This window comes from Streptomyces sp. NPDC001070 (assembly GCF_053598835.1).
The window spans coordinates 193,833-208,526 of record NZ_JBSFLB010000008.1; the positions used below are offsets into that span (position 1 = coordinate 193,833).

The following is a 14,694-nucleotide window of genomic DNA, read 5'->3' on the forward strand; positions in this document are numbered from 1 at the left end:
TCAACGAGCGTCCGGGAGCGAGGATTCCACGACCGCGTCCGCGGGTGTGAGCCAGGCCCGGTGTGTCGCGCCGTCGGCCCAGGTGACGGTCACCTCGTGCCCGCCCGCATGCGACACGATCACCTCGGTCTCGGCGAGGGTGAGCAGCGGTCCCGGCTCCGCGGTTCCGGTCAGCCGGGCGGCGCAGAGGAAGAGGTCGCCGCGGCTGCCTCCGTGTTCGGTGGTCTCGCCGGTCAGGACGGGCGTGACGGCGTGCCCGGCGCACGCGGTCGGGGCGGGCGGCAGGCCGGGGGCGGCGGAGAGCCCGTGCAGCGGCAGCAGTTCGGAGCGCAGGCCCTCGCCCGCGGGCCAGCCGGTCTGCCGGACGGGGGTGCCGGCGGGCGCGCCGCTGACCAGGTGCACGCGGATCTCGGCGGCGCCCCGGGCCAGGACGAGGCTCACGATCCGTACCCGGTCGCCGGCGTGGGAGCGCGAGGCGGCCCAGCCCTCGCCGGCGCCGAGCGGGGTCAGCCCCGTGCGGGCGGTGACGCCGCCCCCGGCGTCCAGCAGGCCGAAGTGGTTGTCGGGCGCGTCCCCGGTCAGGGGCGCGGTGGCGGTGGAGTAGGCGAGGCGTGCGTAGTGGGGTGCGTAGCGGGTGTCCTCGCTGCCGTGGTTGTGCAGGCGTACGACGCCGTCCGCGGCGGTCGACTGGATCAGCCAGTTGGGCGCGGGCAGCGCGGTGAGGGCGTCGGCGCGTTCGGCGGGGGCCGGTTCCTCGGGCGCCGTCCACACCTCGTGGCCGGGCGGCAGCAGGAGACCGAGGAATCCCTTGCTCGCCCAGTACGGGGAGGCGGGCCCGGAGTAGTCCTGCAGCACGCCCTCGTACGGGCCGTGCCAGCCGAGCGAGAGCAGCCCGTCGGGGCCTGCCGCGCCGCGGTCGAGGAAGTGCCGCAGGGCGCCGGAGGCCAGGCGCCGCGTGGTGCCGGGACCGAGCGGGGTGTGGCCGGTGAGGGCGCCGAGCCACAGGGGTGCGGCGGTGGCCACGCGGTAGGTGAGCGAGCGGCCCTGGTGGACGGGCGAGCCGTCGGCGCCGAAGAGGCGGGCGTAGTCGGCGAGATGGACCCGCAGCCGCTCGCCGTAGCGGTCCAGCAGGTCGGCGTCGCCGGAGAACCAGGCCTCCAGCACGGGGTAGAGGTGCAGGGCCCATCCGTTGTAGTGGTCAAAAGCGCGCAGGTCGCCGTCGGTGTACCAGCCGTCGCCGACGTACCAGCGCTCGATCCGCTGCAGGCCGCGGGCGACGGCCTCACGGTCGCCGAGGAAGCCGCCGACGGTGGCGGGGAACATCTCCCAGTTGTTGGGCCAGGCCCGCGCGGCGGCCGCCCGGGAGAGCCAGGCTCCGGCGCGTTCGCGGACGGGCTCGTCGAGCCGGTCCCACAGCAAGGGGCGGGTCAGGCGCAGTCCGATGGCGATGGACGCGGCCTCGACCAGCGGCTGTGTGCGGTCGGCCACGACCGGCCAGTCCTCCGGCCCGTCGCCGCCGGGGCGCGCGGTGCCCGCGGCCAGGCCGTCGGCGTACCGCTGCAGCAGCCCCGACGGGTCGTCACCGCCCGCGCCCGCCAAGCGGATCGCGGCGAGCAGGAAGGTCCTGGCGTACCCCTCCAGTCCGTCCGAGCGGGCGCCCGACTGGCTGTGCCGGTCGCCCGGGAGGTGGTACAGCGCCCCGCCGGGCGTGGCGTGCGGGGCGACGGCGGCGAGCAGCCCGTCGGCGACCGCCTCCCAGTGGGCGCGTGTCCACCCGGTGTACGGGCTGAGCTCCCGGTCCTCGGGCGGCAGGGTGAAGGGGTGCGGGGGCGTGGGCGCGGTTCGGGTCACGAGTCGCGTTCGGCCTTTCCGGGAGCGGGGCGCGGTGTGGCGCCGTGGTGGACCCTACCGCCGGGCGGCAAGCGCTTTCTAGTGCGCGTACGGAGCCCCGGTCGCATCCGCCCCACCGGCGCCGCGCAGCTCACAGCGCCATCGCCGACGTCTCGCGTCCGAGGTATGTGAGGGGGCCTGGGTCCGGAACCGGGAGCTCGTGGAAGCCCACGCGGTCGTAGAAGGCCCGGGCCGCGGTGTTGGCGGTCACCATGCCGAGGTGGACGGCGCCGACGCCCTGGCCGGAGAGGGCCGCGAGGAAACGCTCCATCAGCTCGCGCCCGTATCCCCGGCGTTGATGGTCAGGCAGCAGGTCGATGTGCAAGTGCGCGGGGTACGCGGCGAGTTCCGGCACGATCATCCGCTCCGGCCGGTGCAGGAGGTCCGCCATCACGTCGTCCGCCGTGACCAGGGGCCCCGACGGCTTCGGGTGGCGGTGCTCCAGCCGCGGCAGCCATTCGACCCGGAAGCGCCGCACGAAGGCGGCGGTGTCGGCGGTGCCGACGATGTAGCCCACGGCGCGCATCCCGTCGTCGACGACGAACGCCAGTTCGGGCTCCAGACAGGCGTAAGGCCCCGCGAAGATGTCCGGCAGCAGCTCCTGGTCCGCGTAGAGGTGTCGCGCGTCGCCGCCCTCGTGGCCGGTGCGCACGCAGATGTCGTAGAGGGCGGCCCGGTCCTCCGGGCGGTAGGGGCGGATCACGGCTCGTGGGGTCATGCGGGCATGATGACCGCCTTGGGAGCGCTCCCACAACCCCCGCGACGTCCGGCGTTACGCTGAACGAGGTGCCCGCCCCACACAGCCGAGGGAGGTCGCCATGGCTCCGCCCACCGAGGTGCTGGCCGTCTCGCACGGCCCCTACCGGCTGTATGCCGAGATCACGCCCGGCCCGGGCACCCCGGCGGTCCTGATGCACGGTTTCCCCGACAGCACGCGCCTCTACGACCGGTTGCTGCCGCACCTGGCCGGCAGGCTGCCCGTCGTGCGGTTCGACTTCCTGGGCTGGGGGCGGTCGGACAAGCCGCCGGGCCACCCCTACACGGTCGCGCAGCAGGTGGACGACCTGGCGGCCATCACCGGCGCCCTGGAGGCGGGCCTCGGCGCCCGGCGCCTGGTGCTGGTGGCGCACGACGCCTCGGGGCCGCCCGCGATCGACTGGGCGCTGGACCACCCGGACCGCGTGGCCCGGCTCGTCCTGCTCAACACCTACTACCACTGGACGCCCGCCCTGCGCCGCCCGCCCGCGATCGCCCTGTACTCCACCCCACTGCTGCGCACCGCCGCCCGCGCCGTCGTCCGGCGCAGGCCCGACCTGGACCGCCGGCTCTACGCCTGGCAGGTGGGCGGGTTCATCCGCGACCCCGAGGTGCGCGACCCGTACGTGGCCCGTCTCTACGAGCAGTTCCCCGCCGCGCGTGCGGCGTTCTGGCGGCTCAACGACGAGCTGCTGCGGGCGGTGCTGAGCCGCCGGAGGCGCATCCCGGAGATGCGCGAGTTCCAGCCGCCGGTCCGGGTGGTCTTCGGCACCCGGGACCGCTACCTCAACACCCGCGTCGCCCGGCAGTTCTCCGTGATCTTCCCGCACAGCGAACTGCGCCTGCTGACCGGGGCCGGCCACTACGTGCAGGTCGACGAGCCCGCACGGGTGGCGGACGCCATCACCGCCCCGTGAGCGCGGTGACCGCCGGCGGCGGGTCGGCGAGCGCGGGACGGCGCGGCAGCAGCACCGTGCGCAGCGCCACGACCGGGGAGAACATCCGCGTCGGCGGCGCGGTGAGGGTGACGACGTCGCGGTAGACCGCGCCCACGACGGGGTCGACGGCGGCCCGGGCCAGCAGCCGCTCGAAGTACCAGCCCTGCACGCGCTCGGACAGGCCCGGGGAGGTGGCCCTCCCGGCCTCGGCGTACGGGCGGTCCGCCCCGGCCGCCATCATCCACGCGGCCTCGGCGGCGCGGGCCACGGCGCGCTGCGCGGCCGCCGCGAGGCCGGGCCGAAGGCCGCCCCGCTCGTCCAGGACGCGGCCCAGGGCGAGCGCGCCGAGGACGGCGACCGTCATGCCCTGCCCGTACACCGGGTTGAAGGAGCACACCGCGTCGCCGGTCGCGACGAAGCCCTCGGGGACGCCCTGCGGCGCGTGGTAATGGCGGCGGCGGTTGGACGTCTCACGGAAGCCGTGGACCGGGGAGAGCGGCTCGGCCTTCCTGACCAGTTCGTGGATGTACGGATGCACCAGCCGGGCGGTGAATTCGGCGAACTCCGCCTCGCCGGAAGGCGCTTCCAGCCCGCCGATCCCCGAGACCGTCAGCAGCCAGGTGCCGTCCTCGACCGGCAGCAGCCCGCCGCCGGCGAAGTTGTCCCTGCGGTAGGGGATGTAGACCCCGGCGTCGGGCGGCTCCGCCAGCCGCAGCACACGCGTGGCGTACTGCAGCCTCGCGTCGACGGTCTCCTCGCGCGGCGCGGGCCGGCCCAGATCCCGCAGCCAGCGCGGCGCCCTCGACGCGCGCCCGGCGGCGTCCACCACGAGCGCGGCGGGGATCTCCCGCTCCTCGCGCCGCTCGCCGCGGGTCCGCACGCGGACGCCGGTGACCCGTTCCGCGGAGCCCAGGAGCGCGACGGCCTCGGTGGCCTCCAGCACCTCCACCTCGGTGCCGGAAGCGACGGCCGCGGCGAGGACACGGCGGCGCACGACGTGGTCGAGCAGGGGCCGGGTGCAGCTCACGAACCGGTGGCGGCCCTCGTGGAAGCGGATCTGCCAGCCCGTCGCCCCGCAGGTGAGCAGGTCGCGGGGGACTTCCAGCGTGCGGGCGCCGGCCGCAGCGAGCTCCGCGACGGTGCCGGGGAGCAGTTCGTCTAGGGCCTCCTGTCCCGCGGTGAGGAAGATGTGCAGATGCCGGGCCTGCGGCACGCCCTTGCGGAATCCGGGGCCGTCCGGGTAGCGGTCCCGCTCGACCACCGTGATCCGCTCCGCGTGCCCCAGCAGCGCCCGTACCGCCAGCATCCCCGCCAGGCCGCCGCCGATCACCACCGCGTCCCCGCCGCCCATGCGTGCTCCCCCCTGTCCGCCGGCTACGGGGCCCCAGCCTTCCGGGAAGCCCGCCCGGGGGTCAACTCAATGTCCTCCACGCTGGGTTGGTCCCGGACCGGACCGCGGGGCCCGGTCCGGGCCCCGGGACGCTATGCGCCGGGGCACTCCTTCCACGCGAGGTGGTAGGTGGTCTTGATGCTGCCGTCGGTGGAGTCCATAGTCATGAAGCTCGTGGTCCGCGACGGGTCCGAGCTGCCGGCGCTGACCCGCAGTTCGGTGTTGATGTTGAAGTTGCGCAGTTCGCCGCAGGGCGCCCAGACCAGCGCGGCGACGTCGACGCTGTCGGTCGCCTGCCAGTTGTCGTCGAGCGCGCCCCGGAAGGTGTGGCTGATGGCGTTCGTCTCGGGCGAGCCCTGGAAGTAGTAACTGGCCTTCTCCACGCCGGTGGCGCCCCGCTCCAGGTGCGCGAAGCCGCGGTAGTCGGCGGCGGCGATCGCGTAGGTGAAGCCCTGCGGCACGTGCACGTTGAGGTTGAGCTGGCAGTTCTTGCGGAAGTCGGTCGGCCTGGAGCCGAGCCCCACCTGGGCGATGTAGGCGCTGTACGTGACGGTGAAGGCCTCGTTGTCCGGGGAGACGGCGACGGCGGCCGTGCCGGCCGGGCAGCCCGAACCGTTGACGGTCGCGACGGCGATCACGATCCGGTCCGGCGGAGGCGGGGTGGCGCCTCCCGGCTCCCAGGCCTGCGAGCCGAGCAGCGAGGCGGCCGCCACACCGCTCACGGCTATCGCACGTAACGTCATGGGGGGGATTCCCTTCAGGTCGTTGAGGGATCGGCGACACCGGGTCGTGCACCCCGTTCCGATGTCGCGTACACGACATCACGCGTCACCGTTCGCGTACAGAATCCCCACAGGTTTCCCACAGGAATGGCCGAGCTCCGTCGCCAGTGGCGCGGAAGTGACGCACAAGATCCGGACAGTCACCTGAAGTGACGCACGCCGCCATGCCGCGCATCTCCCGCCCCGCCCCGTGCGCGCCCCGGGCGGGGCGGGCGGGGACCCGCCGGCTCGCGCCCGCCACTCCCCCGCCGCGGCCGCCCCGCGCGCGAAGTCGCCGAAGTCGCGCGGCCCGCGCCCCAGCACCCGCTTGACGTCGTCATGGCTCCAGTCAAGGCTCACGATACGAGACGGACCATGGCTGATCGGCACGACCCCATACGCGAGCGTCTACGCTGGACGGCATGGACGCACTCACGGGTCTGCTCGACGGACCCCGCGCGCGGGGTGCGTTCCTGCTGCGCACGGTCATGGAGCCGCCGTGGTCGGTACGGATCGAGGACCGGGCGCCGCTGTGCGTCATGACGGTCGCACGCGGCGGGGCGTGGCTCCTGCCCGAGGACGGGGCACCGGTGCGGCTGCGCCCCGGGGACGTCGCCGTCGCGCGCGGCCCCGCTCCGTACACGGTCGCCGACCTCCCCTCGACCCCGCCGCAGGCGTGGATCCTCCCCGGCGAGGTGTGCCGCACCGCGGACGGGCACGACCTGGCCGAGGTGATGGCGCTGGGGGTGCGGACGTGGGGCAACCGGGCCCAGGGGCCGGACGTCATGCTGGTCGGCACCTACCGGGTGGGCGGCGAGGTCGGCCGGCGCCTGCTGGACGCGCTGCCCCCGCTGCTCGTGCTCCCGGCGGAGGACTGGGAGAGCCCCCTGCCGGCACTGCTGGCCGAGGAGATCGTCAAGGACGAACCGGGGCAGGAGGCGGTGCTGGACCGGCTGCTGGACCTGGTGCTGATCTCCGTACTGCGGACCTGGTTCGCGCGGCGCGGTGAAGCGGCCCCCGCCTGGTACCGGGCGTTCGCCGACCCCGTGGTGGGCCGCGCGCTGCGGCTGCTGCAGAACAACCCGGCCCACCCGTGGACGGTGGCGGGGCTCGCCGCCGAGGCGGGCGTGTCGCGGGCGGCGCTGGCCCGCCGCTTCGGAGAGCTGGTGGGCGAGCCGCCGATGGCGTACCTGACCGGCTGGCGGCTGGCACTCGCCGCGGATCTGCTGCGCGAGCCGGACGCCACGCTCGGGGCGGTCGCCCGCCGGGTGGGCTACGGCAGCCCCTTCGCGCTGAGCGCGGCCTTCAAGCGGGTACGGGGCGTCAGCCCCCGGGAGCACCGTCTCGGCGCGGCCCGGAAGGGGTGACACCGGCCCGCGCGGGGTGACACTGGAGAGAGGAGTCATGAACGGTTCGGTCCAGGTCGGACGGGTGTTCGGGGTGCCGCTGCGGATGCACTGGAGCGTCCCCGTCCTCGTCGTGCTGCTCGCGTGGGGACTCGGCCGGGTGACCCTGCCCGCGTGGATCCCGGGGCTGTCGGCGGCCGTCTACACGGTCGCGGCCGCGGCGGGCGCGATCCTGCTGATGGCGAGCCTGCTCGCGCACGAGGTCGCCCACGCGGCGACGGCACGGCACGAGCATCTGTCCGTCGAGGACGTCACCTTGTGGGCCATGGGCGGTATGACACGCATGGGACGGCCCGGCTCGGCGGGCGCGGCCTTCCTCGTGGCGGTCAGCGGTCCACTGACCAGTCTGGTGATCGGCGGCGCGGCGCTCGGCGCGGGCATCGGCGTGGACGCGGCCGCCCACCGCTCGGTACCGGCGGCCCTGCTGGTCTGGCTGGGCTGGGCGAACCTGCTGCTCGGCGTCTTCAATCTGCTGCCCGCGGCGCCCCTGGACGGCGGGCGGGTGCTGCAGGCGCTGCTGTGGTGGCGGACCGGGGACCGCGACCGCGCCGACCAGGCGGCCGGGCGCGGTGGGCAGATCCTCGGGTTCCTCTTCGTGGTCGGCGGCTGGCTCGCCTTCGCCCGCGGGGTGCCGAGCGGCCTGTGGCTGGCCCTGGTCGGGCTGTTCATGGCCCTCACGGCGGGCGCCGAGCGCCAGCGCGCGGTCATCAACTCCGCCCTGCGCGGCGTGCGGCTCGGCGACGCCATGTCCGCCCCGGTCGTCACCGGCCCCGACTGGCTGTCCGTCGACCGTTTCATCGACGAGGTCGCGGTGGGCTCCCGCCATTCCGTCCTGCCCCTGCTCGATTTCGACGGCCGCCTCAGCGGGGTGGTGTACCTGCGGCGGCTCACGTCGGTGCCCGTCGAGCGCCGCACCGACGTCCGGGTCCGCGACGTCGCCGTACCCCTGTCCCAGTGCACGACCGGCACCCCGGACGAACCCGTGAACGACGCCCTGGACCGTCTCCGCCCCGGCCCCGGGGGCGTCCGCGTCATCGTCGTCGACGGCGGCCGTCCCGTGGGCATCGTGACGGGCAGCGACATCTCCCGGCTCGTCCAGCGCCGCCGGATGACGGGCGGCAGGCCCCCGTCCTGACCCCGCGGGACGGGTGCGTCCGCGGCGCGGCCGGTCCACGATGGAGCCATGTTGCTCGCGGAGCTCGCACGTACGTCCCGGGAGATCGCGGCCACGTCCGCCCGGTCGGAGAAGGTGGCGGCGCTGGCGCGGCTGCTGCGCACCGCGGAGCCCGAGGAGGCGCCCGTGGTGATCACGTATCTGGCGGGACGGCTCCCCCAGCGGCGTACCGGGGTCGGCTGGAGCACCCTGCGGGAGCGGCGGGAGCCCGCCACGGCGCCCCGGCTGACCGTACGCGAGGTGCACGAGGCGCTGGACCGCATCGCGGCGGTGACCGGCAAGGGGGCGGCGGCGACGCGCAAACGGCTGGTGGCGGAGCTGATGGAGGCGGCCACGGAGGAGGAACAGGCCTTCCTGCTGGGGCTGATCGGCGGGGAACTGCGGCAGGGGGCGCTGGACGCGCTCGCGGTCGAGGGGCTCGCCCGGGCGACGGAGGCGCCCGCGGAGGACGTGCGCCGCGCGGTGATGCTCGGCGGCTCGCTCGGGGCCGTCGCGCGGGCGCTGCTGGCCGGCGGGCCCGGCGCGCTGGCGGCGTTCCGGCTGGAGGTGGGACGGCCGGTGCAGCCGATGCTCGCCCAGACCGCGAAGGACGTGGACGAGGCCCTGGACCGGCTCGGCCCGTGCGCGCTGGAGGAGAAGCTGGACGGGATCCGCGTCCAGGTGCACCGCAAGGGCGCGGACGTGCGCGTCTACACCCGCACCCTGGACGAGATCACCGGCCGGCTGCCCGAAGTCGTGGCCACGGCACTGGAGTTGGCCGTGGAGGAGGCCGTACTCGACGGCGAGGTCATCTCCTTCGGCGAGGACGGCCGCCCGCGCGCCTTCCAGGAGACCTCCTCCCGGGTCGGCTCGCGCCTGGACGTCGCCGCCGCCCGCGAGACCCTGCCCGTCGCACCGGTCTTCTTCGACCTGCTGTCGGTGGACGGCCGCGATCTGCTGGAGCTGTCCACCGCCGCGCGCCACTGCGAACTGGCCCGGGTGGCGCCCGAGCCGCGCCGGGTGCGCCGGCTGGTGGCCGCCGATCCCGGCGACCCCGCCACGCGGCAGGCGGCCCGGGACTTCGCGGACCAGGTTCTGGAACGCGGCCACGAGGGGATCGTCGCCAAGGCGCTCGTCGCCCCGTACAGCGCCGGGCGGCGCGGGGCGGCCTGGCTCAAGGTGAAGCCGGTGCACACCCTCGACCTGGTGGTCCTCGCCGCCGAGTGGGGCCACGGCCGGCGCACCGGCAGGCTGTCCAACCTCCATCTCGGCGCCCGCCGCCCCGACGGCACCTTCGCGATGCTGGGCAAGACGTTCAAGGGCCTGACCGACGCCATGCTCGCCTGGCAGACCGAGCGCCTGCGGGAACTGGCCGTCAGCGACGACGGGTGGGTCGTACGGGTGCGGCCGGAACTCGTCGTGGAGATCGCCTTCGACGGCCTCCAGCGCTCCACGCGCTACCCGGCCGGTGTCACGCTCCGCTTCGCCCGCGTCGTGCGCTACCGCGAGGACAAGACGGCCGACGCGGCGGACACCGTCGAGACGGTGCTGGCGCTGCGGCGCTGAGGACGCGGACCACGTCACCCCTGCCGTCTGGTCCGAACGGGTCACGGTGGCGCCGCCGGCCCGGGGACCGGCGGCGCCACCCCGCGAGGGTCCACGGTCGCCTCCGCTCTCCCGGCCGGCGGCCACCGGGGGCCTGAGGGGCGGCCGGGGATGTGCGGCGGACCCGTGCGCTCAGGCGGTCGCGCCCGCCATGGCCCGGCATGTCTCGGCGCAGCGGCGACAGGAGTCGGCACATCGCTTCATCTGCGGGTTGTCCGGCATGGTCATACACGCCTCGGCGCACATCTCGCAGGCCTTGGCGCACATCGCGCACATCTCGGCCGACATCGGCGACCGGCGCATCATCATGTCCGCGCACATGCGGGTCATCTCCGTGCAGTCCATGAGCGCGCGCATGATCTGCATCTCGGCCTGGCCGCCGCCCATGTGCAGGCACGAGCTCATGGTCTCCTCGCACATGGTGTGGCACGCCATGCACGCGTCCACGCAGGCCTGCATTTCCTTGCTCATCGCGGTCATGGTTCCGGGCTGCTGCATGATGCCTCCTCGGCGCGGTGGGCCGGTCCGTCCGGCCCCTCACCACCCGTCGTACGCCCCCGGCAACGGGAACGCCATCGGGGCGGAATCTGCGGTTCCGCGGTTGCTCGCCCCCGGAAGGCGTGGTCCTGGACGCGGTGCGGTCCGGCGCGGTCGGGGTGATCGCGCCGGGCCGCCGTCAGCCGAGCCGGGCGGCGAAGGCGGCGTAGGCCGCCTCGTCGAAGAGGACGAAGCACACCTCCTCCACCGCCGTCTCCGTCCCCTGGACCGTCTCGACGGCGATACGGGCGGCGTCCTCCATGGGCCAGCCGTAGACGCCGGTGGAGATCGCCGGGAAGGCGACCGTCCGCGCGCCCAGTTCGTCGGCGACCCGCAGCGCCTCCCGGTGGCAGGAGGCGAGCAGGTCCGACCGGTCCTCGCCCGTGGTGTGCACCGGACCGACGGTGTGGATCACCCAGCGGGCCGGAAGCCGGCCGGCCGTGGTGGCGACGGCCTGTCCGGTCGGCAGGCCGCGCCCGTACCGCGAGGCGCGCAGCGCGCGGCACTCCTCGAGGATCTCCGGCCCGCCACGGCGGTGGATGGCGCCGTCGACACCCCCGCCGCCGAGCAGCGAGGAGTTGGCGGCGTTGACGACGGCGTCGACGGACTGCTCGGTGATGTCTCCCCGGACCAGGGTGATGTGTGCCATACCGGTGATCCTGCCACCGCCGCCGCGCGGCCGCCCGGGCATTCCGCCGCGGTCACCAGTCGCAGGGAACCCGCAGGTCCAGCAGCGAGTCGCTGAACTCGGCGGGCGGCTTCGGCCAGCCCTCCCGGTGCCAGTGGGCGATCCGCCAGCCCAGCCGCTTGGGCCACAGCGGCAGGTGCCGCAGGTCCTCGACGGGGACCCAGGCGGGGTCGGCGCCCTTCTCCAGGTCGAGGGAGGAGCGCGGGCCGATCTCGCCGTGCGCCTCGACGAGGAAGTAGTACCCGGGGTGCGAGCCGCGGTGGACCCGGTCCACCCGGGCGATCTCCTGTCCGACGGTGCCGGTCAGCCCGGTCTCCTCGGCGAGTTCGCGCAGGACGGCCGCCTCCGGGGTCTCCCCCGGTTCCACGCCGCCGCCGGGGATCTCGTAGTAGTCGCCGCGCCGGTGGCGGTAGCGGATGAGCAGCATGCGCCCGTCGCGGATGATCACGGCGCCGGCCCGGGTCCGCCTGGGCGGCCGGCCGAGGGGATCCTCCAGTACGAGGCGGCCCCGCCACCAGGGCGGTCCGTCCCAGGAACGCAGGATGGCCTCCCAGGCCGTCCAGGGCGCGAGCGGCAGGTGCAGGGCCTCGGACCGGCTGAGCAGCCGGGCGGGCGCGGGGCCGGGCGGCAGCGGCGCGGCGGCCCTGTAGTACAGCTGGGTCCCCCCGGTCGCGCGCACCTCCAGGCAGGGCGCGGTGTCGATCCGGACGTCGACGCCGAGGGCGGTACGGGCTGCCGCGCGGGCGACCGCGGCGGGGTCGCCGCGCGGCGGAACGGGCGCTCGCGGCAGGCTCAAGTCGCTGTGTACGGCGAGTTGTTGATCGTGGAAGAGGATCACTCCCGCATGCAGTGAGGACATCCCGCCGACGCTAGCAGCGCGCACCGCCGGTGCCCCGCGAATATTCCGCGAACATTGCCCGCCGGATGCCCGGCGGGGGACCGCGGGAGGCCGTCTGGTGGTCCGCCTTCCGACGTCGCACTCTGGAGGGGAGGAGGCGAGCTGACATGACACGTCCGGTCGGTATTGACCTCGGCACCACCAACTCGGTGGTCTGCGCGCTGGAGGGCGGTGAACCCAGCGTCATCACCAACACGGAGGGCGCGCGGACCACGCCCTCGGTGGTGGCCTTCAGCAAGGGCGGCGAGGTCCTCGTCGGCGAGATCGCCAAGCGCCAGGCCGTGACCAACGTGGAGCGCACCGCCCGCTCGGTCAAGCGGCACATGGGCGACCCCGACTGGCGGTTCCCCGAGTCCGGCACCATCGAAGGCAAGCGCTACACGGCCCAGGAGATCTCGGCCCGGGTGCTGCAGAAGCTGAAGCGGGACGCGGAGGCGTACCTGGGCGAGGACGTGACGGACGCGGTGATCACGGTGCCCGCGTACTTCGACGACGTCCAGCGCACCGCGACCAAGGAGGCCGGGGAGATCGCCGGCCTGAACGTCCTGCGGATCATCAACGAGCCCACGGCCGCGGCCCTGGCTTACGGCCTGGACAAGGAGAACGACCAGACGATCCTCGTCTTCGACCTGGGCGGCGGCACCTTCGACGTCTCGCTGCTGGACATCGGCGAGGGCGTGGTGGAGGTCAAGGCCACCAACGGCGACACCGAGCTGGGCGGCGACGACTGGGACCAGCGGATCGTCGACCACCTCGTGGAGCGCTTCAGGAACGCGTACGGGCTGGACCTGTCCAAGGACAAGATGGCGCTGCAGCGGCTGCGCGAGGCGGCCGAGCGGGCGAAGATCGAGCTGTCCTCGTCCACGGAGACGACGATCAACCTGCCCTACATCACGGCGTCCGCCGAGGGCCCGCTGCACCTGGACGAGAAGCTCACCCGCGCCCAGTTCCAGCAGCTCACGGCGGACCTGCTGGAGCGCTGCAAGGGCCCGTTCCACCAGGCGGTGAAGGACGCCAGGATCAATGTGGCCGACGTCGACCACGTCATCCTTGTCGGCGGCTCGACCCGGATGCCCGCCGTGACGGAGCTGGTGAAGTCGCTGACCGGCAAGGAGCCGCACAAGGGCGTCAACCCGGACGAGGTCGTGGCGATCGGCGCGTCGCTGCAGGCCGGTGTGCTCAAGGGCGAGGTCAAGGACGTCCTGCTGCTGGACGTCACCCCGCTGTCCCTCGGCATCGAGACCAAGGGCGGCATCATGACCAAGCTGATCGAGCGCAACACGACCATTCCCACGAAGCGCTCGGAGATCTTCACCACGGCCGAGGACAACCAGCCGTCGGTGCAGATCCAGGTCTACCAGGGCGAACGGGAGATCGCCGCGTACAACAAGAAGCTGGGTGTGTTCGAGCTGACCGGGCTGCCGCCGGCGCCGCGGGGCATCCCGCAGATCGAGGTCTCGTTCGACATCGACGCCAACGGCATCATGCACGTCTCCGCCAAGGACCTCGGTACCGGCAAGGAGCAGCGCATGACCGTGACCGGCGGCTCGGGGCTGCCGAAGAGCGACATCGACCGCATGATGCGCGAGGCCGAGCAGTACGCGGAGGAGGACCACCGGCGCCGGGAGGAGGCCGAGACCCGCAACAACGCGGAGAGTCTCGTCTACTCCACCGAGAAGCTGCTGCGGGACAACCCCGACAAGGTCCCCGGCGATCTGAAGTCCGAGGTCGAGTCGGCGGCGGCGGACCTGAAGGAGAAGCTGAAGGGCGACGACACCGCTGCGATCCGCCAGTCGACGGAGCGGCTGACCGCCTCCGCCCAGAAGATCGGCACGGCGATGTACGCACAGGCCCAGGCGGACCGCTCCGCGGCGGGGCAGTCGGGGAGCCCGCACGCGGCACCGCCGGAGGGCGACGAGGACGTGGTGGACGCCGAGATCGTCGACGACGACAAGCGGGAGGGAGGCACGGCGTGAACCGCGCCGGTCCGCCCCCGGGCGGCGAGCTGCGGGCGCGGCTCGTCGAACGCACGGCGGACCTGCAGCGGCTCAAGGCCGAGTACGACAACTACCGCAAACGCGTGCACCGGGACCGGCTGGCGGTGCGCGAGATCGCCATTGCGAACGTGCTGCACGGGCTGCTGCCGGTGCTGGACGCGATCGACCGGGCACGCGACCTGGGCGAGGTGACGGGCGGCTTCCGCGCCGTGGTCGAGGTGCTGGAGACGCATCTGGCCGAGCTGGGCCTGCGCTCCTTCGGCGAGCCGGGCGAGCCCTTCGACCCGCTACGGCACGAGGCGGTCGGCTCGGTCGGCGCCGCCGGCGCCGACCGCCTGGTCTGCGGCTCGGTCGTACGGCCCGGCTACCGGGTCGGCGGGCACCTGCTGCGCCCGGCCGAAGTGGTGGTCACCGGACCTGCGGCGGCACCGGGGCGGGTGCACCCTGGAGGCATGGAGACAAGCCACAGGGTCGACATCGCCCCGCTCGGATCGGACCACCGCTACCGCCGGGTGCACATCCAGGGTGTCGGATGGGAGCAGCTGGAGCGCGAGGAGTTCGAGCTGCGGGTGCGGCGCGCCTTCCCTGACATCGACGTGTCGGACCCGGAGCAGGTGCACTGGGCCGACCACCCCGGCGAGTGGCCGGACTGGCAGCCGGGCGAGGCCTGAGCGC

13 protein-coding genes are annotated in these 14,694 nt (G+C 74.2%); 6 read left to right on the top strand and 7 right to left on the bottom strand.

The window, feature by feature from the left end; translation table 11 throughout:
• A complete protein-coding gene (locus ACWDAS_RS12815; protein WP_450389130.1) occupies positions 1-1,851 on the bottom strand; it encodes a DUF2264 domain-containing protein in 1,851 nt (616 codons plus the stop codon).
• 130 nt (positions 1,852-1,981) lie between these two features.
• On the bottom strand, positions 1,982-2,608 hold the full coding sequence (locus ACWDAS_RS12820; protein WP_450389132.1) for a GNAT family N-acetyltransferase: 627 nt from the start codon (positions 2,606-2,608) through the stop codon (positions 1,982-1,984).
• A gap of 100 nt (positions 2,609-2,708) precedes the next feature.
• Between ACWDAS_RS12820 and ACWDAS_RS12825 the strand changes: the two genes are divergently transcribed.
• The gene (locus ACWDAS_RS12825) at positions 2,709-3,563 is read left to right on the top strand and encodes an alpha/beta fold hydrolase (protein WP_450389134.1); all 855 of its coding nucleotides are present in this window, start codon (positions 2,709-2,711) and stop codon (positions 3,561-3,563) included.
• Here the strand turns inward: ACWDAS_RS12825 and ACWDAS_RS12830 are convergent.
• Positions 3,550-4,935 (bottom strand): FAD-dependent oxidoreductase, encoded by a 1,386-nt coding sequence (locus ACWDAS_RS12830; protein ID WP_450389135.1) that lies wholly within the window; start codon positions 4,933-4,935, stop codon positions 3,550-3,552. The genes ACWDAS_RS12825 and ACWDAS_RS12830 overlap by 14 nt on opposite strands.
• 131 nt (positions 4,936-5,066) lie before the next feature.
• Complete coding sequence (locus ACWDAS_RS12835; RefSeq protein ID WP_450389137.1) at positions 5,067-5,717, bottom strand: DUF4360 domain-containing protein; 651 nt, start codon at positions 5,715-5,717, stop codon at positions 5,067-5,069.
• A gap of 440 nt (positions 5,718-6,157) precedes the next feature.
• Here ACWDAS_RS12835 and ACWDAS_RS12840 point away from each other — a divergent pair, with 440 nt between their 5' ends.
• The 3 genes from ACWDAS_RS12840 to ACWDAS_RS12850 are packed head-to-tail and all read left to right on the top strand — an operon-like array spanning position 6,158 to position 9,860.
• Entirely contained in the window at positions 6,158-7,102 is a 945-nt protein-coding gene (locus ACWDAS_RS12840) for an AraC family transcriptional regulator (protein WP_450389139.1), read from the top strand.
• A gap of 37 nt (positions 7,103-7,139) precedes the next feature.
• Complete coding sequence (locus tag ACWDAS_RS12845) at positions 7,140-8,276, top strand: site-2 protease family protein (RefSeq protein ID WP_450389141.1); 1,137 nt, start codon at positions 7,140-7,142, stop codon at positions 8,274-8,276.
• Between the two features lie 48 nt (positions 8,277-8,324).
• Positions 8,325-9,860: an ATP-dependent DNA ligase gene (locus ACWDAS_RS12850; protein WP_450389142.1), complete on the top strand. Its 1,536-nt coding sequence runs from the start codon at positions 8,325-8,327 to the stop codon at positions 9,858-9,860.
• 171 nt (positions 9,861-10,031) lie between these two features.
• Here ACWDAS_RS12850 and ACWDAS_RS12855 read toward each other — a convergent pair whose 3' ends face one another.
• From ACWDAS_RS12855 to ACWDAS_RS12865, 3 genes are all read right to left on the bottom strand, one after another.
• Positions 10,032-10,397: a four-helix bundle copper-binding protein gene (locus ACWDAS_RS12855; protein ID WP_450389144.1), complete on the bottom strand. Its 366-nt coding sequence runs from the start codon at positions 10,395-10,397 to the stop codon at positions 10,032-10,034.
• Positions 10,398-10,575: 178 nt separating this feature from the next.
• A complete protein-coding gene (locus ACWDAS_RS12860) occupies positions 10,576-11,085 on the bottom strand; it encodes an O-acetyl-ADP-ribose deacetylase (RefSeq protein ID WP_450389146.1) in 510 nt (169 codons plus the stop codon).
• A 52-nt stretch (positions 11,086-11,137) separates the two neighbouring features.
• A complete protein-coding gene (locus ACWDAS_RS12865) occupies positions 11,138-11,983 on the bottom strand; it encodes an NUDIX domain-containing protein (protein ID WP_450389148.1) in 846 nt (281 codons plus the stop codon).
• Between the two features lie 146 nt (positions 11,984-12,129).
• Here ACWDAS_RS12865 and dnaK point away from each other — a divergent pair, with 146 nt between their 5' ends.
• Positions 12,130-13,998 (top strand): molecular chaperone DnaK, encoded by a 1,869-nt coding sequence (gene dnaK / locus ACWDAS_RS12870; protein ID WP_450389149.1) that lies wholly within the window; start codon positions 12,130-12,132, stop codon positions 13,996-13,998.
• Complete coding sequence (gene grpE, locus ACWDAS_RS12875) at positions 13,995-14,690, top strand: nucleotide exchange factor GrpE (protein WP_450389151.1); 696 nt, start codon at positions 13,995-13,997, stop codon at positions 14,688-14,690. Before dnaK ends, grpE begins: the two co-directional genes overlap by 4 nt.
• The last annotated feature ends 4 nt before the right edge of the window (positions 14,691-14,694 follow it).